Source organism: Sphingobacterium chungjuense (assembly GCF_011316935.1).
In the GTDB taxonomy this organism is placed as follows: Bacteria; Bacteroidota; Bacteroidia; order Sphingobacteriales; family Sphingobacteriaceae; genus Sphingobacterium; species Sphingobacterium chungjuense.
This window is the reverse complement of the sequence record NZ_WLYS01000005.1, coordinates 67,895-92,232: the sequence shown is the minus strand read 5'-3', so window position 1 is coordinate 92,232 and position 24,338 is coordinate 67,895. Positions and strand designations below refer to the sequence as shown.

At 43.2% G+C, this 24,338-nt stretch carries 18 protein-coding genes; 11 read left to right on the top strand and 7 right to left on the bottom strand.

Annotated elements, in window-relative coordinates; translation table 11 throughout:
* The first annotated feature begins 47 nt into the window (after positions 1-47).
* Genes GKO22_RS13155 through GKO22_RS13135 form a run of 5 tightly spaced genes read left to right on the top strand, consistent with a single transcriptional unit; the run spans position 48 to position 3,764 of the window.
* Complete coding sequence (locus tag GKO22_RS13155) at positions 48-926, top strand: cell division protein FtsX (RefSeq protein ID WP_166335767.1); 879 nt, start codon at positions 48-50, stop codon at positions 924-926.
* A 32-nt stretch (positions 927-958) separates the two neighbouring features.
* On the top strand, positions 959-1,219 hold the full coding sequence (locus GKO22_RS13150) for a DUF3098 domain-containing protein (RefSeq protein ID WP_166335765.1): 261 nt from the start codon (positions 959-961) through the stop codon (positions 1,217-1,219).
* On the top strand, positions 1,219-2,013 hold the full coding sequence (locus GKO22_RS13145; RefSeq protein WP_166335763.1) for an undecaprenyl-diphosphate phosphatase: 795 nt from the start codon (positions 1,219-1,221) through the stop codon (positions 2,011-2,013). The genes GKO22_RS13150 and GKO22_RS13145 overlap by 1 nt, the downstream gene beginning before the upstream one ends.
* 15 nt (positions 2,014-2,028) lie before the next feature.
* Positions 2,029-2,727, top strand: coding sequence for a tRNA pseudouridine(55) synthase TruB (gene truB / locus GKO22_RS13140; RefSeq protein WP_166335761.1), 699 nt, complete (start codon positions 2,029-2,031; stop codon positions 2,725-2,727).
* Positions 2,728-2,774: 47 nt separating this feature from the next.
* Positions 2,775-3,764, top strand: a complete 990-nt coding sequence (locus GKO22_RS13135; protein WP_166335759.1) for a bifunctional riboflavin kinase/FAD synthetase — start codon at positions 2,775-2,777, stop codon at positions 3,762-3,764.
* Position 3,765: 1 nt separating this feature from the next.
* Here the strand turns inward: GKO22_RS13135 and GKO22_RS13130 are convergent, their stop codons facing one another.
* The gene (locus GKO22_RS13130) at positions 3,766-4,296 is read right to left on the bottom strand and encodes a DUF962 domain-containing protein (protein WP_166335757.1); all 531 of its coding nucleotides are present in this window, start codon (positions 4,294-4,296) and stop codon (positions 3,766-3,768) included.
* 182 nt (positions 4,297-4,478) lie between these two features.
* Between GKO22_RS13130 and GKO22_RS13125 the strand changes: the two genes are divergently transcribed.
* The 6 genes from GKO22_RS13125 to bglX all read left to right on the top strand — a co-directional run bounded on the left by GKO22_RS13125 (position 4,479) and on the right by bglX (position 17,050).
* Positions 4,479-5,570 (top strand): DUF695 domain-containing protein, encoded by a 1,092-nt coding sequence (locus tag GKO22_RS13125; RefSeq protein ID WP_166335755.1) that lies wholly within the window; start codon positions 4,479-4,481, stop codon positions 5,568-5,570.
* 18 nt (positions 5,571-5,588) lie between these two features.
* Complete coding sequence (locus GKO22_RS13120; protein ID WP_166335753.1) at positions 5,589-8,453, top strand: ligand-binding sensor domain-containing protein; 2,865 nt, start codon at positions 5,589-5,591, stop codon at positions 8,451-8,453.
* 298 nt (positions 8,454-8,751) lie between these two features.
* The gene (locus GKO22_RS13115) at positions 8,752-11,787 is read left to right on the top strand and encodes a SusC/RagA family TonB-linked outer membrane protein (protein ID WP_166335751.1); all 3,036 of its coding nucleotides are present in this window, start codon (positions 8,752-8,754) and stop codon (positions 11,785-11,787) included.
* 23 nt (positions 11,788-11,810) lie between these two features.
* Positions 11,811-13,346 carry a RagB/SusD family nutrient uptake outer membrane protein gene (locus tag GKO22_RS13110; RefSeq protein ID WP_166335749.1) on the top strand — a complete coding sequence of 512 codons (1,536 nt, stop codon included), beginning with the start codon at positions 11,811-11,813 and terminating at the stop codon, positions 13,344-13,346.
* 35 nt (positions 13,347-13,381) lie between these two features.
* Positions 13,382-14,749, top strand: a complete 1,368-nt coding sequence (locus tag GKO22_RS13105; protein WP_166335747.1) for a glucoamylase family protein — start codon at positions 13,382-13,384, stop codon at positions 14,747-14,749.
* Between the two features lie 15 nt (positions 14,750-14,764).
* On the top strand, positions 14,765-17,050 hold the full coding sequence (bglX, locus tag GKO22_RS13100) for a beta-glucosidase BglX (RefSeq protein WP_166335745.1): 2,286 nt from the start codon (positions 14,765-14,767) through the stop codon (positions 17,048-17,050).
* Between the two features lie 76 nt (positions 17,051-17,126).
* Here bglX and galK read toward each other — a convergent pair whose 3' ends face one another.
* From galK to GKO22_RS13070, 6 genes are all read right to left on the bottom strand, one after another.
* The gene (gene galK / locus GKO22_RS13095; protein ID WP_166335743.1) at positions 17,127-18,284 is read right to left on the bottom strand and encodes a galactokinase; all 1,158 of its coding nucleotides are present in this window, start codon (positions 18,282-18,284) and stop codon (positions 17,127-17,129) included.
* Positions 18,277-19,326 carry a UDP-glucose--hexose-1-phosphate uridylyltransferase gene (locus GKO22_RS13090; protein ID WP_166335741.1) on the bottom strand — a complete coding sequence of 350 codons (1,050 nt, stop codon included), beginning with the start codon at positions 19,324-19,326 and terminating at the stop codon, positions 18,277-18,279. The genes galK and GKO22_RS13090 overlap by 8 nt, the downstream gene beginning before the upstream one ends.
* 138 nt (positions 19,327-19,464) lie before the next feature.
* Positions 19,465-20,343, bottom strand: a complete 879-nt coding sequence (gene dapA / locus GKO22_RS13085) for a 4-hydroxy-tetrahydrodipicolinate synthase (protein WP_166335739.1) — start codon at positions 20,341-20,343, stop codon at positions 19,465-19,467.
* An 18-nt stretch (positions 20,344-20,361) separates the two neighbouring features.
* Positions 20,362-22,380 (bottom strand): NAD-dependent DNA ligase LigA, encoded by a 2,019-nt coding sequence (gene ligA, locus GKO22_RS13080; RefSeq protein WP_166335958.1) that lies wholly within the window; start codon positions 22,378-22,380, stop codon positions 20,362-20,364.
* Between the two features lie 31 nt (positions 22,381-22,411).
* On the bottom strand, positions 22,412-23,449 hold the full coding sequence (locus GKO22_RS13075) for a glycosyltransferase family 2 protein (RefSeq protein ID WP_166335737.1): 1,038 nt from the start codon (positions 23,447-23,449) through the stop codon (positions 22,412-22,414).
* A complete protein-coding gene (locus GKO22_RS13070) occupies positions 23,450-24,316 on the bottom strand; it encodes a lysophospholipid acyltransferase family protein (protein ID WP_166335735.1) in 867 nt (288 codons plus the stop codon).
* Positions 24,317-24,338 lie beyond the last annotated feature (22 nt).

Sequence of the window (24,338 nt, the reverse complement as noted above, 5' to 3'; positions counted from 1 at the left end):
GCAATAATGATTACTTTCGCAGGGTATATATAAGATCGCAAGAACATATGTCAATAATAGAAGAAGGCTCCTCCAGAAAAAAGACCAAATCGGTATATGTATCCACTGTTATCAGTATTGCATTGGTACTTTTGATGACAGGATTGCTAGGACTGATCCTAGTTCACGCTAAAAACCTGTCTAAATACGTCAAGGAAAATATCGTACTCAACGTGATTGTCAATGACAATGTTAATGAAGGCGATGTATTGGCATTGCAAAAAGACTTGGATCGCAATAAACATGTATTACGTACCGAATACATCAGCAAAGAATTAGCCGCTAAAAACTTAAAAGAGGATTTGGGTGAAGATTTTGTCGAATACCTTGGTCACAATCCGCTACTACCTTCTATTGATGTATACATGAACGAAGATTATGCCAATAATGATAGTATTCAAGCTTTCATTACGCAAGTTTCTCGCAATAGCCGCATCAATGAAATCGTGTATCAGGAAAACCTGATTGATATGGTGAATCAAAATATTCGGGTGATCGGTATTGTCGTGCTTGCATTTGCGGTAATTTTGCTAATCATTGCAGTAGCATTAATAAACAATACGATTCGTTTAGCGATTTATTCACAACGTTTCCTGATAAAAAGCATGCAGTTGATCGGTGCGACGAAAGGCTTTATCCGCCAACCGTACATCTTGTATGGTATCGTGCACGGTCTGATCGGTTCCTTGATCGCGATCTTGTTATTGTTGTTGACCTTGCATTTTGCTCAACAACAAGTACCTGAGTTGGTATTCTTGCGCGATTGGTTAGAATTCATCTTTATCTTCGTGGCAGTGGTGATATTGGGCATCCTGATATCTGGTGCAAGCACCTACTTTGCGGTAACGAAGTACCTAAAAGCAAAATCATCCAGTCTGTATCGTTAATATAAATTTTGACACCAAAAAATATCTAAAATATGGCTCAAGTAAAAAAGCAATCAACCACCAAGGTTGGCTCTGCGAGCAAAGCTACTTTCGTTTTCAAGAAAGAAAACTACCAACTCTTTGTATTGAGTATCTTAGTGGTAGCTATTGGATTTATCTTAATGATTGGTACCGAAGACCTATATAGTTTTACAAAAATCACTATCGCGCCTTTCGTGGTTGTGCTGGGCTTTGCGCTAGGTTTTGTAGCTATTTTATATAAACCAAAACCCGCTAAATCCAACGAAGGATAATGACCTATTTAGAAGTAATTATCTTGGCCATTATTGAAGGCCTTACAGAATTTTTACCCGTTTCGTCTACTGGCCACATGATTATCGCGACCGCGTTCATGGGCATCGAACCTACTCCATTTGTCAAACTGTTCACCATTATTATTCAGCTAGGTACCATCCTATCGGTATTGGTGTTGTATTGGAAACGTTTCTTTAAATCCTTTGATTTCTATTTCAAGTTAGTTGTAGCAGGTATTCCGGCTTCTATTCTTGGTTTATTATTTAGTGATTTCATCGACGATTTGTTGGAAAGTCCATTTATGGTAGCGGTGATGTTAGTGATTGGTGGTGTGATCTTACTGTTTGTCGACAAATGGTTTAATAAACCGACCACAGATGATTCGGATGCTATTTCTTACAAACAAGCCTTTATCATTGGTTGTTATCAATGTCTAGCGTTGATTCCAGGTACATCTCGTTCAGCGAGTACCATCGTAGGTGGTATGACACAGAGGCTGACACGTAAAGCGGCTGCAGAATTTTCATTCTTCTTGGCGATCCCAATGATGTTGGGTGCCTCTATTGTGAAGTTGTACAAGTTTTTGAAAGAGGGTCACGCATTCAGCTCGGATGAAATCAATTTATTGATTATCGGTAATGTGGTTGGTTTTATCGTGGCGATTATTGCCATAAAAACTTTTATAGGTATCCTTACCAAGTATGGTTTCAAAGCCTTTGGTTGGTATCGTATTGCGATAGGAACGATCATTATTCTTTTGATGGCTGGTGGTTATAGCCTCGAAATTTTATAAGGAATTTCGGAGTTGATGATGGAGGAGAAAAAGCAGTTTCACTTTGCGGAAGGACAGCTTTTGCTAGTGGATAAACCTTACGAATGGACGAGTTTTGATGTGGTTGGTAAGTTGCGTAACACCATGAAACCGCTCAAACTAAAAGTGGGCCACGCAGGTACTTTGGATCCCTTAGCTACCGGACTTTTAATTATCTGTACGGGAAAAATGACCAAGCAGATTGATAGTTTTCAGGCAGAAGACAAAGAATATACCGGTACGATTACTTTAGGCGCTACAACGCCAACCTTTGATTTAGAGAGTGATATCGATCAAACGTTTGATATCAGTGCTATTTCGGAAGATGATATATATCGTACGGCTGCGTCATTCGTAGGCGAACAGGATCAATATCCGCCTGCACACTCTGCGATTAAGATTGATGGCGAGCGCGTGTACGAAAAAGCACGTCGTGGTGAGACAGTGGTATTGAAGCCAAGACAAATCACGGTGCATAGTTTTGAGGTGGAAAAAATTGAGCTGCCAAAGATTTATTTTAGAATTAAATGTACTAAGGGCACTTATATACGTTCTATTGCTAACGACTTTGGTCAGCGATTGCAAAATGGGAGTCACTTATCGGCTCTGTGTCGTACAAAAAGCGGTGATTTCAGCGTAGAAGATGCCTGGAACCTGCAAGATTTGATTCACGCTATTAAAGCGCAAAAACAATAATTAAAGTACGTCGGAAGAAGTAACGTATTAATTAAAAGAGCTTCACATTGAAAATTTATAGAAGTCTAGACGAATTCGAACGAATACCCAATGCGGTGGTTACCATTGGTACGTTTGATGGTGTACACGTCGGACACCAACGCATACTAAGCAAATTGGTAGAAACGGCTCGTACTACGGGCGGAGAAACCGTTTTGCTAACCTTCTTTCCGCATCCACGATTGATAATTAATCCGGATGATGATAGCTTGCGGCTAATCAATGACATCGAAGAAAAAACGCATCGCTTGGCATTAGCAGGGATCGATCATTTGATTATCACGCCATTCACGAGAGATTTTTCGATACAGACTCCGGAAGAATACATTTCCAATGTGTTGGTCAATAAGATTGGTTGCAAATCGATCATTATCGGTTATGATCATCATTTTGGAAAAGATCGCGCCGGAAATATTCAAGAGCTCACCAAGTATAGCAGTATATTTGATTTTCAGGTCAGCGAAATTCCCAAACAGGATATTGATGATGTAGGCGTTTCGTCTACACGCATTCGCGAATCACTGATTAAAGGGGATATTGCAACAGCCAATAAATACTTGGACTACCCATTTGAGTTAACAGGAACTGTCGTAAAAGGAGATCAGATTGGTCGTACAATTGGTTTTCCGACAGCAAACCTCAATGTGCACGAAAGTCATAAGTTGATTCCTGCATACGGTATTTACGCCGTAGAGGTAGAAATCTATCCGCGTGTGCCTTCTATTGAGTCAGGGCCATACATCTCGCCACAACCGGAGCGCGTAGCGAAGGGCATGTGCTACATTGGCACACGACCTACTATCGATGATATGAGTCGCAAAATCGAGGTGAATCTATTGGACTTTAAAGATGATTTGTACAAGAAAACACTTCGCGTCCGTTTTGTACACTTTATCCGACACGATCAGTGGTTTGAAAGTTTAGAAGAGTTGCAAGCTCAGATTCAGCGAGACGAAGAGAGTGTTCGCGCTTATTTCGAACAGCATACTAGTACTTAATCTAATAGCGCCAGCCTAGTTTTTGAAACACTTTGGACCACAGCCAGATTGGGCCAACGGTTAGTAGACGTAAAAAGGAAACTGGTTTGGTGCTCGGTTGCTCTTTTTGGTAATGTAGATATAATAGGACTAAACCAATAAGAGCTAATGCAGCAAACACCATCCATGCGGGCAGACCGTGATCGCGCTCCACGTATTCTAATTGTACAATCAGGTAACTCATCCCTCCGATCGTAAATAACATCGCGTATGACAACGTGGCGGCCAACTTCAGGTAGATATAAATCACAATAGCAATAAAGAAAGAGCCCCAATTTAGAAAAGTCTGCGCTTCCATGCGCTCTAAAAAAGCTAATTGCGGGAATGGAATCATCCAAATCAAGCCCATTACGCTAAAGAATGTTAGGAATACCCCCAAAGCATACACATTTTTATTTCCTTGCAATGCTTTATCCATCTCATAGAAATAAGTATCTACCGGTCTGTCAAATTTGGGTGTAGTTACTTTCGGGTTTGCTTTCTTATTTGCCATTCGGTCTTTTGCTATGCTTTCTAAACTTGGCGCAAAGATACAAAATCATCGGAAACTCGTGATAGTTCGCTGCCCAATACTGTGGATATAGAAATAGTCTGTTATAACGCCCAATATTCCTTCGATTTTATTAATTTAGCTTAGAAGCGCCTCTTGAGGGTGACGTTATTTAAAATTTGGTCATGAAACAGGATAGTCGGAAAGATGTAGTCAAAGATCCTGAAGCGATCAGTGAATTTTGGGAATGGTTCATTAAGAATGAAGCACGATTCTTTAACGCTGTGCAAGCGGGAAATGTGGAAGATGGTTTTTTTAAATTGCTAGCTCCTCGCCTATCTAAGTTACATCCTGGAATATTTTTCTTAACAGGTTTGTTTGGATCTAAAGCCGAGTTGGTGCTTACGCCCGATGGAAACATTAAGAATATCGTCTTTGCCGAAGAGATTGTATCCATGGCACCTGTGCTACCTAATTGGGTTTTTACAGCGCTCAAACCGCCAACCTCTATTGAAAATGCTTCTATACAAGTCGGCGATTATGTGTTCACCAAAGACAATTTGCATTTTTTTGCTAATGAACACCGTATATATCCGGATGAGATTGATCTGTCCATCGTGTACGACGACTATAATGAAAATGCTGATGAAATCATCACCAGCGGTATTTACATCTTTCTAGATAACTATCTGGGAGAACTACAATCCATCACCTTGATTGATAGTGTAACGGTCATGGGAAGAGACTCTGCCGATCAAGAATTGATCCCCATTACGAGCCTGCAAGATTTTCTGACTTGGAGAAAAACAGAATTTGTTGAAGAATACGAAAGCAACTACGCCAGCGAAAACAACGATAGTTTTTCGGTATACAAAGGCGAAATAAAAGGTGGATTTCCATTGGTCGCGTATATGAACACGCAATTATTGGAATGGGAAAACAAACCTTCTCGTCCTTATATCATCCGTATATCTTTGGAGTACCAATCTACGCATGCTGATGGTATTCCAGATGACGAAACCATGATCGCATTGAATAATCTAGATGAAGCGTTGGTCGCTAGTTTGCAAGATGGGTCTACTTATCTTTACATTGGCCAACAAACGGGTGACGGCGTACGAGAAATCTATTTTGTGAGTAAGGAATTTAGAATCTGCTCCAAGATTATAAATGAACTTTTGTCTGAACAAGCCGGTGATTTTATACACAGTTACGACATCTATAAAGACAAATATTGGCAAACCTTTGAACGTTATCGCAAGCATTACAACTTGTAGCTGCAAAAACTCTATCGGATGTTGAACATTATCTATCACATAGCCATTTTAGGTGCTATTTGCTTTCCGAGATATCTGACTGCGCAAGAGCTGCCTCGCGTTGCCAAACCGCATGTGGCGCATTACAGCAAAGCAGATTATCTCGCAGATAATCAAAATTGGGGGCTTTCGGTCGACAAGAAGGGCGTCATTTACGCAGCCAATAATGCAGGATTATTGCGTTATGACGGCCAAGAGTGGCATTTGAATCGATCGACAAAAGGAATGCCTATGCGCAGCGTGAACGCGACTCCAGACGGACGCATTTACACTGGTGGAAAAGGAGAATTTGGCTATTGGATTGATAATGGATTCGGAAGATTGTCTTATACAAGCTTAACTTCCCTAGTTCCAGCAGAAATAACATTAAAAAACGACGAGATTTGGCGCATTATTACGCAGGGTAAGCGAATTATTTTTCAGGCTTTTTCGAAAGCATACGTATTAGATGGCGATAAAATATCGATCATCAGCGCAGCTGGAGAACCATTTTTATTCTCTTTTGCAGTCGGTCAGGAGTTGTATTTTGAACAAATACCATCTGGTTTACACCGATACGTACAAGGCAAGCTTATGCCCGTTCGTGAAAAGGATGTACTACGCGGAAAGCGTATCCTAAGTATGTTGCCATTTGCGCAAAATCAAACTTTAATCGCTACGGAGCGAGATGGTCTTTACCTGATGGATCAGCAAGAGCGTATTCGACCTTGGCGCACCACTGCGCAGGCACTATTCGAACAGCACCAAATTAACAACGCATTGCAGGTCGGCGAAGATTTGTATGCTTTCGGCACCATTAAGAATGGGTTGATTATCATCAATTCCCGAGGTGAGATCGTACAGCAAATCAATAAAAACACTGGATTACAGAATAATACGGTCTTAAGCTTAACGCTGGATCGGCAATCAAACCTTTGGATCGGACTAGATAATGGGATTGACCGTCTGGATCTGCATAGACCGTTTTATTACTATACAGATCAGACAGGCATGCTCGGCACCGTCTATTCTTCGGCTATTTTTCAAGGCGAACTATATCTTGGAACCAACCAAGGTCTTTTCAAAAGCGCATGGAGCGGTGTATTTTCCGAGAAGCCACTGCAATTTCAATTTGTGCAAAATTCGAATGGACAGGTTTGGTATCTGCGAGAGATTGATGATGTGCTATATTGTGGCCATAATGGTGGCGTTTTTGCCGTAGATGGAAATCGACTCAATCGACTATCCGATTACACAGGCAGTTTGGTATTGAATCCCATTCCCGATAGTGATCTGATTCTAGAAGGTAATTACACCGGACTTTCTTTGTTTAACCGTTCCAGGAAGCCATTCCAGCATATCCAGCAATACCCATCGATCAAGCAACCGATCAAATATATCATGCGAGAAAGCAAAACAGGATATTGGGTTGGTAATGAAGATAATTTGCATTTTGTACAATTTGCGGAAGATTTTTCAAGCCTAAAAGCACACAACTCGACAACCAAAGGGATGCCTCTAAACACCCAGATTTATGGTATTTACGATATGGGGCGCCAGCATGTATTTGCAACAGATACCGGTCTGTTTCGGTTTGATCATGTGCTGAATGAGTTTACGCGTTATGATGAGTTGAACAAGATATTAGGGCCATTCGCGACGACCAATCGTATTCAAGCGGATCATAAAAACAGTTTTTGGTTTTTCAAAGATTCACATTTGGCCAAGCTCAGTTTCCAAAACGATGGCGCAGCGCAGATCGACTCCACCACGTGGCGTCCCCTATCCGGACGAATGATGAGTGGTTACGAAAATCTGCTACGCATTGGCGAGAACATAGATCTCATCGGCCTCAATGATGGTTTTGCCTTGTATATGCGCGATTTGAAAAATGATGAGGTCCGCATTGGCGCGCCGCTAGTGACTGGATTTTGGAATAGCACAGCCGAACTAATTCCACTAGACAGCGATCAATCTATTTCCTACAGTCAAAACAATATACGCATTGCCTACAGCGTGCCTTGGTATGATGCTAGTCCGGTAAAATACCAGCACCGATTACTCGGATTTAGCGAAACATTCTCCGAATGGGGTGCGGATGCATACAAAGACTTCACCAATCTTCCACACGGAAAATATGTATTCGAAGTACGGAGTATGGATGCTATGGGAAACATATCTGACATCAATTCCTTCACCTTCGAGATTGCTCGACCTTGGTATTGGAGCTGGTTCGCTATCTTTTGCTACGCCGTGCTCCTTGTCGTCGCCACTATAATGATCCGTAAATGGTACAAGAAAAAGCTTCATCGTGCAAAGAAGGAACTACAGCTGAAATTGCAAAAGGAAAAGCAACGCGCTCTTGAACGCGAAAACGAGTTGAATGCGCAGCGGATGATGCAGCTTAAAAACCAACAACTGGAACAGGAATTAGTGAACAAAAAGCGGGAGTTATCGAATATGGCCACCAATGTGGTATACAAGAATGATCTGCTCAAAACCTTACACGAAGAAGTAGCAAATATTAAAGATGCCGAAGGCAAATCCCTCGGCTCAGACCAACTCAAGAAAGTAAATAAGCTCATCGACGAAGCTAAAAATGATGAGCGCGAATGGCAGCTCTTCGAATCCAGTTTCAATGAATCTCACGACAACTTTTTTAAGAAGTTGAAAGCCGATTACCCCGAGTTAGTACCCAACGATCTGAAGCTTTGCGCTTACCTCCGGCTCAATATGTCGAGCAAGGAAATAGCCTCTCTGTTGAACATCAGTCTGCGCGGTGTTGAGATCCGAAGATATCGACTGCGCAAGAAACTGCAATTAGAAACAAACAAGAATCTGACAGAATTTCTGCTAGAAATATAGGCAATCTACTACATCATTACCACACATATTCCGTTTAAACAAACTACGAGATCTCATTTGTAGAAGATGATTTTGATTTTAGATTAGATCGTAAGATACTAGTATATAGGTCAATAGATTTAATTATCAATGCTTAAAGCAACTATCTCACTGGCGTAGTAATGATGTGCTAGTACAAAATTCCCTGACAAAACCTTATATGCTGATATTTGTTATGTCCCCGGCTACATATGATGATTGGGACATAAATATCAAAGCCATTATAAATTAAATCACTTATTCTAATTACACACTATCTATGAGGAAGTCACTCTTACTCTCCTTGCTGTTTTTATACAGCAGCCTTCTAGTGTATGGCCAAACCACCATACGGGGAACAGTAAAAGACAGCCAATCGCAAATGAGTATCCCCGGTGCTACCATTCGCATTTCTGGAAAATCTACTATTTCGCAAACAGATGATGCGGGTCGTTTTACGATCGACGCTACCACTGGCGATGCACTATCATTTTCTTTCCTGGGTTATGAAACGAAAACTGTCACAGTCACTGCAGGCGATACCGTCTTAAATGTGTTGCTAGAAGACGGCAACCAAACTTTAGAAGAAATTGTAGTCGTTGGTTACGGTACACAACGCCAACGTAACCTCACCACCGCAGTCGCGACTGTACGTGCTGATGACATTGTAAAAACTCCCGCAGCACAACCTATGCAAGCTTTGCAAGGGCGTGTACCAGGATTACAAATTGTGAGTAGCGGCGCGCCTGGCGCTTCGCCAACTGTTCGCTTGCGTGGTGTTACCTCTGCCGAAGGTGCTTCAGCGCCATTGTATGTGGTAGACAACATGTTTTTTGATAATATCGACTTTCTTAACCCGAACGATATTGCCACCATCAATGTGTTGAAAGATGCTTCTGCTGCTGCTATTTACGGGGTACGCGCTGCCAATGGCGTTATTATCATCGAAACGAAATCAGGTGCTTACAATCAAGAAGCGGAAATCGTGTACGATGGTTATTGGGGTATTCAAAATCCTCAAAACGTCTTAAAAATGGCCAACACCGAGCAATTTGTTCGCTACATCAACGAAACGGGAAGCGCTGCCGATATCGCATTTATTGAAAATGCGATCAACCGCTTTGGTGCCGATCCAAATAATCCAGCACTGCCTAATGTCAATACCAATTGGTACAACGAAGTGATGTCGCCAGCTCCTATCCAAAACCACAACTTATCCTTTAGTGGAGGTAGCGAGAAAACACGCTATGCCATAGGTGGAAGTTACTTCAATCAAGAAGGTTTACTGAACGAGCAGCGTAATGATTTCACCCGTTTGAATTTCAGAACAAAAGTAGATAGTCGTGTGCGTGACTGGTTGACGGTTGGTGGTAACTTTAATGTAAGTACCGCCCGTCAATATGTTGGTGAAAACACGGCGTGGTTCCGCTCTTATTTCGCGGTACCGACCTTACCTGTATTTGATCCACAAAACACGGCCGCTTCACCACTTGGATTGGCCAATGCACAATCTTTGGGCTATAGAGGAGTACAAAATCCATTTTTCCCATTGAATTTTGTTGATAACAGAAACCATATCGCCAAAGTATTAGGTAACTTCAATCTAGAAGCCACCATCATCGAGAACAAACTGAAATTCCGTACGCAGTACAATTACAGTCTGGCATTTAACAATACACGTCGCGTAGATCAGGGATACAATGATGGTGTTACTCAGGTACCATCAGCCATTCGTAGAAATAATACGAGCAGCTATGATCAGGTATGGGACAACTTCTTGACCTACGATGATCAGTTTGGCAAGCATAACTTAAACGCCGTTTTAGGACATTCGTATCGTACCGAATACAGCGAATTGCTTTTCGCTAGAGGTACAGCGATCAATCCAGCGCCGACACGTGCGGCAGAACAATTCTGGTATCTTACTAATGCAACAGATTTTGATTTGAATGACATTGGTGACGCCAACGAGACTACATTAAATGCAAATTTGAAATTCCTTTCCTTCTTCGGTCGGGTAGCCTATAACTACGATGGCAAGTACTTACTTTATGGTACATTGAGAAGTGACGGTAACAACAAGTTTCAAAAGAAATGGGGTCACTTTGCGACGATCGGCGCAGGCTGGGTGGTATCACAGGAAGAGTTTTTCAATGTACCTGGAATCGACTTCTTAAAACTTCGCGGAGGTTGGGGTCAGTTGGGTAATGATGGCATCAATCCAGCCGCAGGTCGCCCAAGATATCAAGAAAACACGGGTGCGATTGGAGATGGCCGTATTGTGGGTCGCTTCCTTAATCCCCTGTTTGATTTAATCACGAGCTGGGAAACCACAGTAGAGACCAACGTAGGTATCGACGCACAGTTTCTTAATAACCGTTTGTCATTGAATGCAGATTATTTCATCAGAGACACGCGCAACCTTGCGGTAAACATTATCCCACCAGTACTTCGTGGATCGGAGCGTCGTAGTGTGGGGGCTTTCCGCAACACTGGATTTGAAATGAACCTCAACTGGCAGGACAATATCAACGAGGACTTCTCGTACAGCATAGGCGGTAATATTGCTACGCTGAAAAATGAGGTACGTAGTCTCGGTGATGCACCATTTTTGGATGCTGGACAGGCAGAGTTTAGACAACGTTCTATCCTTGGCCAACCTTATCAAGCTTTCTTTGGTTATGATGTGGTCGGCGTATTCCAAAATGAGCAGCAAATCCAAAACAGTGGGTATACGCCAGAGTTTATTCAAGCCAACGGCCTTCGTCCAGGTGATTTAATTTTCCGAGATGTCAACGGTGATGGTGTGATCGACGATCTAGATCGTACCGTTCTAGGATCTTACTTGCCAACATTTACTTGGGGAGGAAACATAGGTCTTAGTTATAAGCGATTGGATTTCTCCGCACTATTTCAAGGCCAGTCTGGCTTCAGTATTCTGAACCGTAAACGTGGCGAGATGATTTTCACCAATGACACCAACATTGATGCTGATCTAGCTGAAAACATGTGGAGAGGCGAAGGCACATCGAACCAGTATCCTTCTGCATCTGGCTTGCGACGTGCTTGGAATCAAAACATGAGCAGCTATTTTATGGAAAGTGGCTCGTATTTCCGCCTACAAAACGTCCGCCTATCGTACACTTTCTTTGGCAGCGAGAGCAAATGGCCAGAAACACGTTTAACATTTACGGCAGAACGCCCATTGACTATCTTCAAATACAACGGCTTCAACCCAGAAGTAGCAGATGGTATTGACCGCGAGGTGTACCCAATTCCAGCTGTATACACTTTTGGCGTAATGATTAAATTGTAAGTAGCACTAAAACAATGACTCAAATGAAAAAATTATATACTATACCTCGTGCCTTTCTAGCGCTTTTCGTGCTAGGATTTACCAGTTCCTGTTCGCTAGACGCACCACTGGAGAACGAGATTATCGCGGATGAGATCGACTATTCCCAAAGTGCCGATATGGTATTGCTGGCACGTGGCGCATACAATGACTTATATACCATGCAATGGGAAACGGTACCATTGATCGGTGTTCGCGGAGATGATATCAATGCAGGTGGTCTTGGTGATCAACCCTTATTTGCCAATGCAGACAACTACCGTTACGATCGTAATTTCTGGATGCTCAACTCCACTTGGTTAAATCTCTATACGGACTTAATCAATTGGCAGGGCGCTATAGAAGAAATTCAAAAATACCAAGAGGCTGGAGCTTCTGAGCAAACGGCACAGCAGTACATTGCCGAAATTAAGGTGATGCAGGGATTTGAATTGCTGCAATTGGCGCGTTTGTGGGGAACAATTCTAATCCCAACAAGTTCGGTGCCGGCAGATATGTTTAATGTAGAGCCTACGGATTTCGCAGGTGTGATGGCACATATTTCCACATTAATGGATGAAGCTTTACCCGCATTACCCGATATGCGACCAAACCAACGCACAGACATCCGCGGTGGCGTTACCCGCCACACGGCATTAGCCGTAAAAGCGATGGCCAATTTGGAAGCCAAGAATTATCCAGCCGTTGCTGAGGCGACGAGTGAAATTATCAGTAGTGGTTTGTATAGTTTGTCGGAAGATTACTACCAATTATTTAAGATACCTGGAAAGCTGAATAACGAAAACCTGTTGGAATACCAATATTCAGACTTAGGTACTGGAACAGGTACATCGTACCGATTCCCTTGGGATTTTTATGGCCCAAGTAGCTGGACGCCGGCTCGTGCTGGAGCCAGTCAAGGATGGGGTTTCTACGAACCAAGTCAGAAATATATCAAATTCATGCTGGATCGTGGTGAAACCGATCGCTTAGAGACTACCGTATTATTTACACCACGCGGAATCGAAGCCTTACAAAGTGATCCGGCTCATGCTGAATTACCAGCATTCGTAAGCAATACAACACGTGAAGGTGATGTATTTAACAACCACCCACGTTATTTATTCCTAAGTGGCAAGCACTATTTGCCGTCCACGCAATTGACGCAGGACCGTACTAATTATGGAGAGAATAAAAACATGATCGTGATTCGCTACGCAGAAGTCCTGCTTATGCATGCCGAAGCGTTGGTTAGTGGCGCGTCGAGTAGCGCATTAAGCGCCGACGAAGCGGTTAATCTCGTGCGTGGTCGGGCAAAATTGGGAGCCATTTCGGGTGTAACATTGGATAATGTGTTAGCAGAAAAATTTGCTGAATTCGGTTCAGAATGGGGTATCCGCTTCTATGATCTGATCCGCCATGATCGTACAACTGAGCTAAACTACGAAGGAAGAACGTATCCTGCTTCGGGGCGTTTCTATCCTTATCCATTGCCACAACAAGACATTTTACCACAATTAGTCGGTCTAGAACAACGATAGTAACTATACACAAAAGAGCGAATTACTAGAAATATATGAAGAAACTGACAACAGCTACCCTCTCTTTATTCGCGGCAACTCTATTTTTTTCTTGCCAGAATAATACCGGTAGTCAAGCCAACGACGATAAAACACAAACAGAGCACAGTAGCAAAGATGATTCTTTGCTCACCGAGATTCAGCGCAACACCTTCCAGTATTTCTGGGAGGGCGCTGAACCTACTTCAGGCATGGCGCGTGAGCGCATCCATTTGGATGGAATTTATCCGAAAAACGATCAAAATGTGGTCACCATTGGTGGCAGTGGTTTCGGCCTCATGGCCATCATCACAGGAATTGAAAGAGGATTTATTACTCGGGAAGAAGGCGTAAAAAGATTAGCGCATATAATGAATTACCTGTCGGAAATAGAACGCTTTCAAGGCGCGTGGGCACATTGGTACCATGGTGATACCAAAAAAGTGCAAGCGTTTAGTGAAAAAGACAACGGCGGTGACATTGTTGAAACAGCCTTCCTCGCACAATCTCTAATTACGATTCGCGAGTACTTGAAAAATGGTTCGGAAGATGAGCAAGCCGTGGCTAGCAGCGCTGATGAACTGTGGAAAGGCATAAACTGGAACCATTATACCAATGGACAAAATGTGATTTTCTGGCATTGGAGTCCATCGGTAGACTTCGGCATGAATCATCCAGTACGCGGTTACGACGAAGGGTTGGTCACTTATATTTTGGCAGCCTCCTCTCCTACACACGCGATCGATACAGCCGTATATCATGAAGGTTGGGCACGTTCGGGCGAGATTCGTTCCACCGCAGAAAAGCTAAATATACCGTTGAGCATCAAGCACAATGCACGACCGGGTGAGATCGGTCCGCTTTTTTGGGCGCACTACTCGTATTTAGGATTGGATCCAAAAGGTTTGCAAGATCGCTGCGCTAATTATTGGGATGTGACAAGCAATCATGCAAAAATCAATATTGCCTACGCAGAAGAAAACCCAAAAGGTTACAAAGGCTATGGTGCGGATAAAGGATGGGGATTGACGGCCAGCTATTCGCTGAAAGGATATGATGCCCATCATCCGGATAACGATCACGGTGTGATCAGCCCAACGGCAGCGCTTTCGTCTATGCCATACACACCGGAAGAAAGTATTTCATTCGCCCATTATCTAATGGACTCTTTAGGTACTAAGGTGTGGGGAAAATATGGTTTTTATGATGCGTACTCGGAAACAGAAGATTGGTTTCCGCAGCATTATTTGGCGATCGATCAAGGTCCGATCGTCGTGATGATCGAGAATTACCGTTCTGGATTATTGTGGAATCTATTTATGGAAGCGCCAGAGATCAAAGCCGGATTGAAAAAGCTAGGATTCAGTTCACCTAGAATCCTTTAAGCAAAAACGAATAATATGAACAAAAGTAAATTTCGATTGATAATTTGTGCTTTAGCGTTACCTTTTTTATCACAAGCACAGCAAAATGATGCCAAAATGAACCGATTCTTAGACGATTTGATGTCTAAGATGACTTTGCAGGAAAAGATCGGCCAACTCAACTTGGTAACTGCTGGTGAAGCGGTGACAGGCTCGGTCGTATCCACGGGAGTGGAACAAAAGATTGCCGAAGGAAAAATCGGCGGTATTTTCAGCCTGAGCACACCAGAGAAAACAAGACGTGCGCAGGAAATTGCGATGAAGCAATCACGCTTGAAGATTCCTATTATTTTCGGCATGGATGTGATCCACGGTTATCGCACCGCCTTCCCTATCCCATTAGGTTTAGCGGCTTCTTGGGATCTGGATCTGATTCAGCAAACGGCACGTATTGCCGCCAAAGAGGCCACGGCCGATGGAATCCATTGGGCATTCTCGCCAATGGTAGATATTAGTCGCGATGCGCGTTGGGGACGTATTTCCGAAGGAAGTGGTGAAGATCCTTATTTGGGAAGTCTAATTGCGGCAGCGATGGTTCGCGGACTACAATCGGATGATCTGCGTGCAAAAGATGCGATGCTCGCCTGTGTGAAGCATTTTGCGTTGTATGGCGCGGCAGAAAGCGGACGTGATTATAATACCACCGATATGAGTTTGCATCGGATGTACAACGAATATTTCCCGCCGTACAAAGCAGCGGTGGATGCTGGTGTAGCATCTATCATGGTATCTTTTAATGATATAAATGGTGTTCCTGCCAGCGCTAATAAATGGTTGCTTACCGATGTCTTGCGCCAAGATTGGGGCTTCAAAGGATTAGTGGTGTCTGATTATACGGGCGTCAATGAATTGGTGGAACACGGTTTGGGAGATCTGCAAGAAGTATCCAAACTGTCGCTGAATGCAGGAATGGATATGGACATGGTCGGAGAAGGATTCTTGACTACGCTCGAGAAATCGTTACAAGAAGGCAAAGTCGCGCAAGAACGGATTGATGCGGCTTGTCGTGCGGTGCTGGAAGCGAAGTACCGACTTGGTCTGTTTGACGATCCGTACAAAAATGCTGACGCAAAGCGCGCAAAAACGGATATCTATACCCCAGCACATTTGCAAAAAGCACGTGAAGCTGCCGGCAAATCCTTTGTATTACTGAAAAATGAAAACCAGCTTTTGCCTCTGAAAAAACAGGGCAAATTAGCTGTGATTGGCCCATTAGCCAATACGGGCAGCAATATGCCGGGAACTTGGAGCGTAAGTGCCGATCATGCCAATACACCTTCGTTGGTGGAAGGCATGCGTGCTGCATTGGGCAACAAAGTAGAAATCATCACGCACCTAGGTTCGAATTTGGTAGAAGACGCCGCTTATCAAGAACGAGCCACGATGTTTGGACGTACCATCCCACGTGATGAACGCGATGAGGAATCCATCTTAGCAGAAGCGGTGGCAGCGACAAAAGATGCAGATGTTATTGTTGCTGCCTTGGGTGAAGCTTCTGAAATGTCTGGCGAAAGTTCGAGCCGAGTAGATATTGGTATTCCAGAAATTCAACAACGTTTATTGCAAAGACTATTGGCAACTGGTAAGCCGGTAGTTTTAGTTCTTTTTGCGGGTCGTCCGATGACGATTGTGGGTGAAAGTGAATCCGTACCAGCGATTTTAAATGTATGGTTTGGTGGCTCCGAGACAGGAAAAGCGGTGGCCGATGTGCTATTTGGTGATGTGAACCCTTCGGGTAAACTTCCAGCTAGTTTTCCAAAGCATGTTGGTCAGCTTCCACTGTATTACGCGCAGAAAAATACCGGACGTCCGCTAGCAAAAGGAAAGTGGTTTGAAAAGTTCCGTTCGAATTATATTGACGTAGACAATGAACCATTATATCCTTTCGGATTTGGTTTGAGCTATAGCCAATTTGATTACGGACAACCACAACTTTCTGCTACTAGTATGACAGCAGGCGGTACGATTGAAGTGCAAGTGGATGTTACCAATTCTGGTAACTGGGATGGTGAAGAAGTCGTACAATTATATGTTCGTGATCTAGTTGGCTCGGTCACACGTCCGGTCAAGGAATTAAAGAAATTTGAAAAAGTACTTATCAAAAAAGGGGAAACGAAGAAAATCGCGTTTACCCTGCAAGAGGAAGATCTTAAATTCTTTAATCAGGAATTGCAGTGGGTAGCAGAGCGCGGTGAATTTGAAGTGTTTGTAGGTACCAACTCACGCGATACGCAAGTCGCCAAATTCACATTAAACCAGTAAAATCACATCAACTTAATAAAAACGAGCGCGGCCGATCATCTGATCGGCCGCTTTTATTTTATAAAAAACCTACGGATTATGCTAACAAAGTTGATCCACCGGAAGCTGCTACAAAAATTGGTTCAAGTTCTAAGCCAAAAGCTTCTTTGTATGCGGGTGAAACTTGCCTCGCAATACGCTCTGCATGTCCTTTCTGCACAATGTTGATCGTACAACCACCGAAGCCACCGCCCATCATCCTCGCTCCTACCGCTTCGGGCTGATTTTTCATATAATCCACCAAAAAATCGAGCTCGGCACAACTTACTTGATAATCTTGACTGATCGCTTGATGTGCGACAAACATCTGGCGGCCCATCTCTTCGATATTACCAGATTTCAAGGCTTCACAAGCGAGCTCCACGCGAATATTTTCTTCAACTACATATTTACATTTGGTAAATACTTCCTCGTCTTTGGGTTTTACCACCGCTTCCAGCATTTCGACCGTCGCATCACGTAAGCTCAGCACGTCAGGATATGCTTTTTGCAACCAAGCCACGCCCTGTTCGCAGGAATTACGGCGATCATTATACGCAGAAGATGCTAAGGAATGCTTGACATTGGTATTGAACAGCACCAACTCATAATCTCCTAAAAGCAAAGGCACATGCTCGTACTCGAGTGAGCGGCAATCTAACTTGATCACAAAATCTTCTTTACTAAGCACAGATGCGAATTGATCCATGATGCCGCATTTCACGCCAGCGAAAGTATGTTCAGCCATTTGTCCAATCTTCGCAATCTCTTGTCGGCTCAGGCCGAAATGAAAAAGCTCATTCAACGCGAATCCAGTCGCGCATTCTACCGCGGCCGAAGAGGACAAACCCGCGCCTAATGGCACATCACCATCCACATATAAATTAAATCCTTTGACGGCTAAGTTCAGCTTATTTAATTGATCGACTACGCCTAAGATATAATTTGGCCAGCCTTTATCGGATGGGCTAACTGTATCTACAGTAGATTCGAAATACTCTGAAAAATCTTCGGCGTAGAGTACAATTTTGTCGTCATCGCGCGCTGCTACCGCTACATAAATTGCTTTATCAATTGCCGTCGGCAACACAAATCCCTCATTATAATCCGTATGCTCTCCAATGAGATTTATCCGTCCCGGTGATTTGGCCATCAGATCGGGCTCCGCCCCAAATAGGGCTTGGTATCTTTCCTTTAATGTATTCTGCTTACCCATCTTGACGTGTTTTGTAATGTATAGTTGATTGTTTTTTTAATAGATCGGCCGCAAATTCCGGCGTGATATCACGCTGCGGATTGGCCATCATTTCATAGCCAACCATGAATTTCTTGACCGTAGCCGAACGTAGCAATGGTGGATAAAAATGCATATGCCAATGCCAATGCGATTGATCACCATTATTGACCGATGCTTGATGCATCCCGGCAGAATACGGAAAAGAAGTACTAAAGATATTGTCGTATCGGATCGTCAACTCTTGCAATGTCTTTGCCAAATCCGCTTTCTCTTCTGCCGTGAATTCTGCTATGTTGCTTACATGCCGCTTGCTTACGATCAACGTTTCATAAGGCCATGCTGCCCAAAAGGGCACTAAGGCCACGAAGTGTGCATTATCAACGATGATGCGTTCTTGCTTCCGTAATTCTAGGTCCAGATACGCAGACAATAACGATTTGCCATGCTTTACGAAGTAATTTTTCTGCTGCGCGTCTTCTTTCTGAACTTCTACGGGTACATTTCCCTGCGCCCAGATCTGTCCATGTGGATGCGGATTACTACAACCCATAATCGCTCCTTTATTCTCAAAAATCTGAATGTATTTGATCCATTCATTTTTGGCAAGATCCGCAAATTCTTGCTGCCACAAATCGACCACCGCTTCAATGGCTTCTTGATCCATTTCAGGCAATGTAAGATCATGTCGTGGGCTGAACGCAATCACTTTGCAGATACCGCGCTCGCTCTCGGCTTGCAACAAATCAGAATCATTATACTGCTCGTTTGGTGTATCTTGCAGCAAAGCTGAAAAATCATTGACAAAAACAAAACTATCGGTGTAATCTGGGTTCACTGTACCGTCTGCCCGTTTGTTGCCGGGACACAGATAGCATTCAGGATCATAAGCAGGACGCTGCTCTAGCACAAGGTCTTCTACCTGTCCCTGCCAAGGACGCTTGCTTCGATGCGGCGATACCAACACCTTTTCGCCCGTGAGAATATTGAGACGCGTATGCGGATGGTCTGAAAAATTTAGCATAGATATATGTGGTTAGTATATTTTAAAACGCAATTGCTGGACGAAAGGTACTAAAAAAAATTAAAAGTGTTAAATTAACACTTTTAATTTTTTACCAAACAAAAGCCTATCACTATTTTAATGATAGGCTTTTGCTTGTTATGCTAAGGCGCTCATGCTGCGTTTGATAGCTTCTTTGGTCACCGCTCTCGCAGGTACCAAAGGCAAACGAACATGATCTATACCGATATTCATTTCCTGTAAAATGTATTTCACGCCACATGGATTGGCATCCACAAAGCAAAGATCTGTGATTTCCAACAAGCTGCTGTGCGTAGCGCGCGCGCCAGCATAATCTCCGGCCGCACAAGCATGTACAACATCAGCAATTTGTTTTGGATACGCATTGGCCACCACCGAAATAAGCCCCACAGCGCCCAAAGCCATCATCGGTAAAGTAATTGGGTCATCGCCAGAGATTAATAAGAAATCAGCTGGCTTATCGCGCATAATTTCACTAAACTGCGCAAAACTACCCGAAGCTTCTTTGGTAGCTACGATATTCGCAAAATCGTTTGCCAATCGTATCGTGGTAGCCGGTGAAATGCTGCTACCCGTTCTAGATGGCACATTATATAGAATAATGGGCAATTTACTTGCTTCAGCAATAGCTTTATAATGCTGATAAATTCCTTCTTGCGTCGGTTTACTATAATATGGAGAAACAGATAAGATCGCACAATAACCAGATAGGTCAAAGCTAGCCACTGCTGCCGCAACTTCGGCCGTATTATTACCACCGATACCTGCTACCAGCGCAACTCGTCCAGCCACCTGCTTCGCCGTAAATTCCCAAACGGCGTATTTCTCTTCCTTGCTCAATGTCGCTACTTCGCCAGTTGTGCCTAAAGAAACCAGATAATCCATTCCGCCCGCTATCTGATGCTCAATCAACTTTGCTAATGACTCAAAGTCAATCGATCCGTCGTTGTGAAATGGTGTCACTAATGCGACTCCCGCTCCATGTAATTCTCTCATTATCTGTATATACTGTTATTACTGATTAATTATTTGAAACAATTCCTGATCCGAAATAATCGGAACCTTTAATTTTTCGGCCTTGGCCAATTTAGCTGGACCCATCTTATCGCCTGCCACCAAGTAATTCAACTTGGCAGAAATGCTACTCAACATTCGACCGCCGTGCGATTCAATGATCGAGGTTAGTTCTTCGCGACTATGGTCTGCAAAGACGCCCGAAATTAAGAAAGTTTTGCCAGATAAATGATCTCCAGCGAGCACAACTTCTTTTTCTTCGACCGCAAATTGAAGTCCTGCCTTTTTTAAACGTTCTAGTTCTTCTAGATTGGCCGCCGTGTGCAAATAAACATAGACACTATCGGCAATACGATCACCGATATCGGAAACGGCTGCTATTTCCTCTAAAGTAGCGTTCGCTAACTGATCAATCGACTTGAAATGCTGCGCCAATTTTCTAGCAACAGTTTCGCCCACGTGGCGAATACCTAAGGCAAATAGCACTTTCTCAAACGGCTTTTGGCAAGATTCCTGCAAACCCTGCAACATATTGTCGATGGATTTCTGCCCGAAGCGTTCCATCGTTAGCAGATCTTCTGCGCGATCGGCTAAGGTGTATAAATCGGAGATTTTGTTCACCAAACCTTTATTGTACAATGCTTCAACGGTTTCTTTTCCTAAACCTTGAATATCCATCATCTTGCGCCCGATGAAATGCTGCATACCACCTACGATCTGAGGGCGACAAGTAGCATGATTGGGACAATAATGCACCGCCTCGCCTTCTTGTCGCACCAATTCGGTATTACATTCAGGACAATGGGTAGGATAATGTATGGCTTTTGATCCAGGCAAACGCTTCTCGGTAATCACGCCCATGATTTTAGGAATGATCTCGCCACCTTTCTCTACATAAACGGCATCGCCTTCGTGCAAATCCAAACGTTGAATTTCGTTGGCATTATGCAAAGAAGCACGCTTGACCGTCGTTCCTGCTAATAATACAGGTTCTAGATTAGCCACTGGCGTAACGGCACCCGTTCGACCGACCTGATAGCTAACATATTTCAAGATACTTTCGGCACGTTCCGCTTGGTATTTATACGAAATGGCCCAACGTGGTGATTTAGCGGTGAAGCCTAGCTCCTCTTGCAGGGCGTAATCATTTACTTTGATCACAATGCCATCAATATCGTAAGTCAAATTATGCCTTTCGCTATCCCAGTAATGAATAAAATTCAGCACCTCATCGATAGAGTGACACAATTTAGAATGCTCAGAAACATGAAAACCCCAGGCTTTGGCGGCTTCCAGACTTTCCCAATGAGTTTTAAATAATTTACTGCGATTATCTGCATATAGAAAGTAAAGGAAACAGTCTAAAGGACGCTTCGAGACTTCCTTGGGGTCTTGCAACTTGATCGTACCTGAGGCAAAGTTTCGCGGATTGGCATAAGTCACTTCGCCTTTTTCTTCTCGCTCTTTATTAAGACGCAGGAAAGCCGATTTATGCATCAATATTTCGCCACGAATCTCAAACGAATCTGGATATCCTTTCGCTTTTACCTGATGTGGTACGCGCCGAATTGTTTTCACATTCTCGGTCACATTATCTCCTTTCAGTCCATCGCCGCGTGTCACCGCACGTTGCATTTGTCCATTTTCATACGTGATCGCAATCGACAAGCCATCAAACTTGAGTTCGCACACATAAGACACGTCGTCTCCTACGGCTTTTCGCACACGCGTGTCAAATTCTTTAAGCTCCTGCTCATTGTAAGTATTTCCTAAGGATAGCATCGGCCAACGATGTGGCACCGTCTCAAACTTGCTGGTAATATCGCCGCCTACTTTTTGGGTCGGTGAATTGGGATCTAGAAACTCAGGATGTGCTTTTTCTAAACGATCTAATTCGGCTAGCTTCTGATCGAAATCAAAGTCAGATATTGCTGAGTTGGCCAACACATAATATTGGTAATTGTATTCATTTAGCGTTGCAGTCAATTCTGCAATCCGTTGTTTCACATCCATCGACATAGTCGACGAAAATACAAAATAAATAGGAATTCTACGGAATGAAGTCTTTCCGAGATAAACTAGAAAACTTCTTTTTGCCACCTAAAAAATAAGCAGAAATGAGTAGTTTTTTATAATAACCCTGCCGAAGAAAAGGGCCTAACAAATGTTTACGCTTAGATGCTGTACGGAAGAAATACCAAAAGAATTCTTGATGGGCGCGACTGATTGCCCACACATCACCCAATTTACCTTTAAATAGAAATTGCAGCAGAGCCAGCAAATCCAACCACAGGCGTATAAAAATCACCCGAAAGGCGGACGAAAATGGCAAGTTTTTTTGCAACATCATTAAGTTATTGCGAAAGTTGAGAAAGGTTTTTCGGGGATTACTTTTATTTAGCGTACCACCACCTACGTGGTATACTACGGAGCTGGGGCAAACGCCAATTCGAAATCCCATACGTTTCAACCTCCAGCAGAGGTCAATCTCTTCCATGTGTGCGAAGAAATCGGCATCGAAACCTCCAGAAGCACGCCACGCATGTGCTTTTATAAATAACGCGGCACCAGTCGCCCAAAAAATATCAATGGCATCATCGTATTGACCTTTGTCTTCCTCGGTATGCGACAACATTCGTCCGCGGCAAAATGGGTAACCATAGGCATCAATAAAACCTCCAGAAGCGCCTGCATGTTCAAATTTGTTGCGTTCGTGGAATGAACGAATTTTTGGTTGTGCGGCCGCCATATTGGGATTACTTTCCAACATTGCGATCATGGGTTCTATCCAGTTTTCCGTCACTTCGACATCCGAATTGAGTAGCACATAATAATCCGCATCTACATGCTCTAGCACAGCATTATATCCTCCGGCAAAGCCTTTATTGGCGGCATTCTGCACAATTTGTATAGTAGGATAATATTCTCGAACGAAAGCAACAGAATCATCCACGGAAGCATTATCTCCCACGACAAAACTAAGGTTTGGGTAACTACTATTAAAAACGGAAGGCAGAAATTTTTCTAGGAAATATCTTCCATTCCAATTCAGTATCACAATAGCAACTTTAGGATAATTTGTCGTCATTTATTGTCGTCTTTTTCTTTTCCACCGACGGTGTGACCACAACCAATAGGCAGGTTCATCGCGGATAATTTGTTCGGTAAAAGCGGTATGTCGGTGTATAATTTCTTTATCAGCACATTCCTTTGGATGCGCTACCAAAGTGGTAAATTTACAGGAATAATATCCACGTTTTGGCTTTCTACGTATTTCACAGAAAACCACTGCTACATCCATCGCTTTCGCAATGCGCTCCGTACCAGTAAATACAAGCGTATCCTGTCCCAAAAAATCCATGTAATAGTCAGAATCTTGATATCCAGGTGTCTGATCGGCTACAAACATAGATATATGAGGCTGATTCTTTAGCTTCACTAAATGACGAAGAATTTGTTTCATCGGCACCAAAGTAGCACCAAATCGACTACGAATCGCATTCAACACGCCGCCAAAAGCTTTATCGGATAACGGCTTGTAAATGACTAATCGCGGATATTCGGTCATTAATGAAAGTCGATGAATACCCAGTTCCCAGTTAGCATAATGTGCGGTGACACCCATCACACCTCGCCCCTGCTCAAAATGTCGGTACACTTCTTCGGGATTCAGCAATTCTACCCGGTCGAGCACTTGCTTGCGTGATATGCTTCTGCCCTTCACTGCTTCGACGATGATATCTGGTAAATGACGAAAGAAACGACGGGCGATCTGTTTAATCTCTGTTTCAGATTTCTCGGGGAAAGAGTTGCGCAAATTTTCTAGTACGACCTTCTTGCGGTATCCAAATACATAATAGATGAGCACGAATAGCAGATCTGAGATACGATAAAGTACCCAAAACGGAAGCAAGGAAATAATGTACAAAATAAGCGTCAATATTCTTTCTTTCATCAAGTCGCCCGTAGATTAAGCT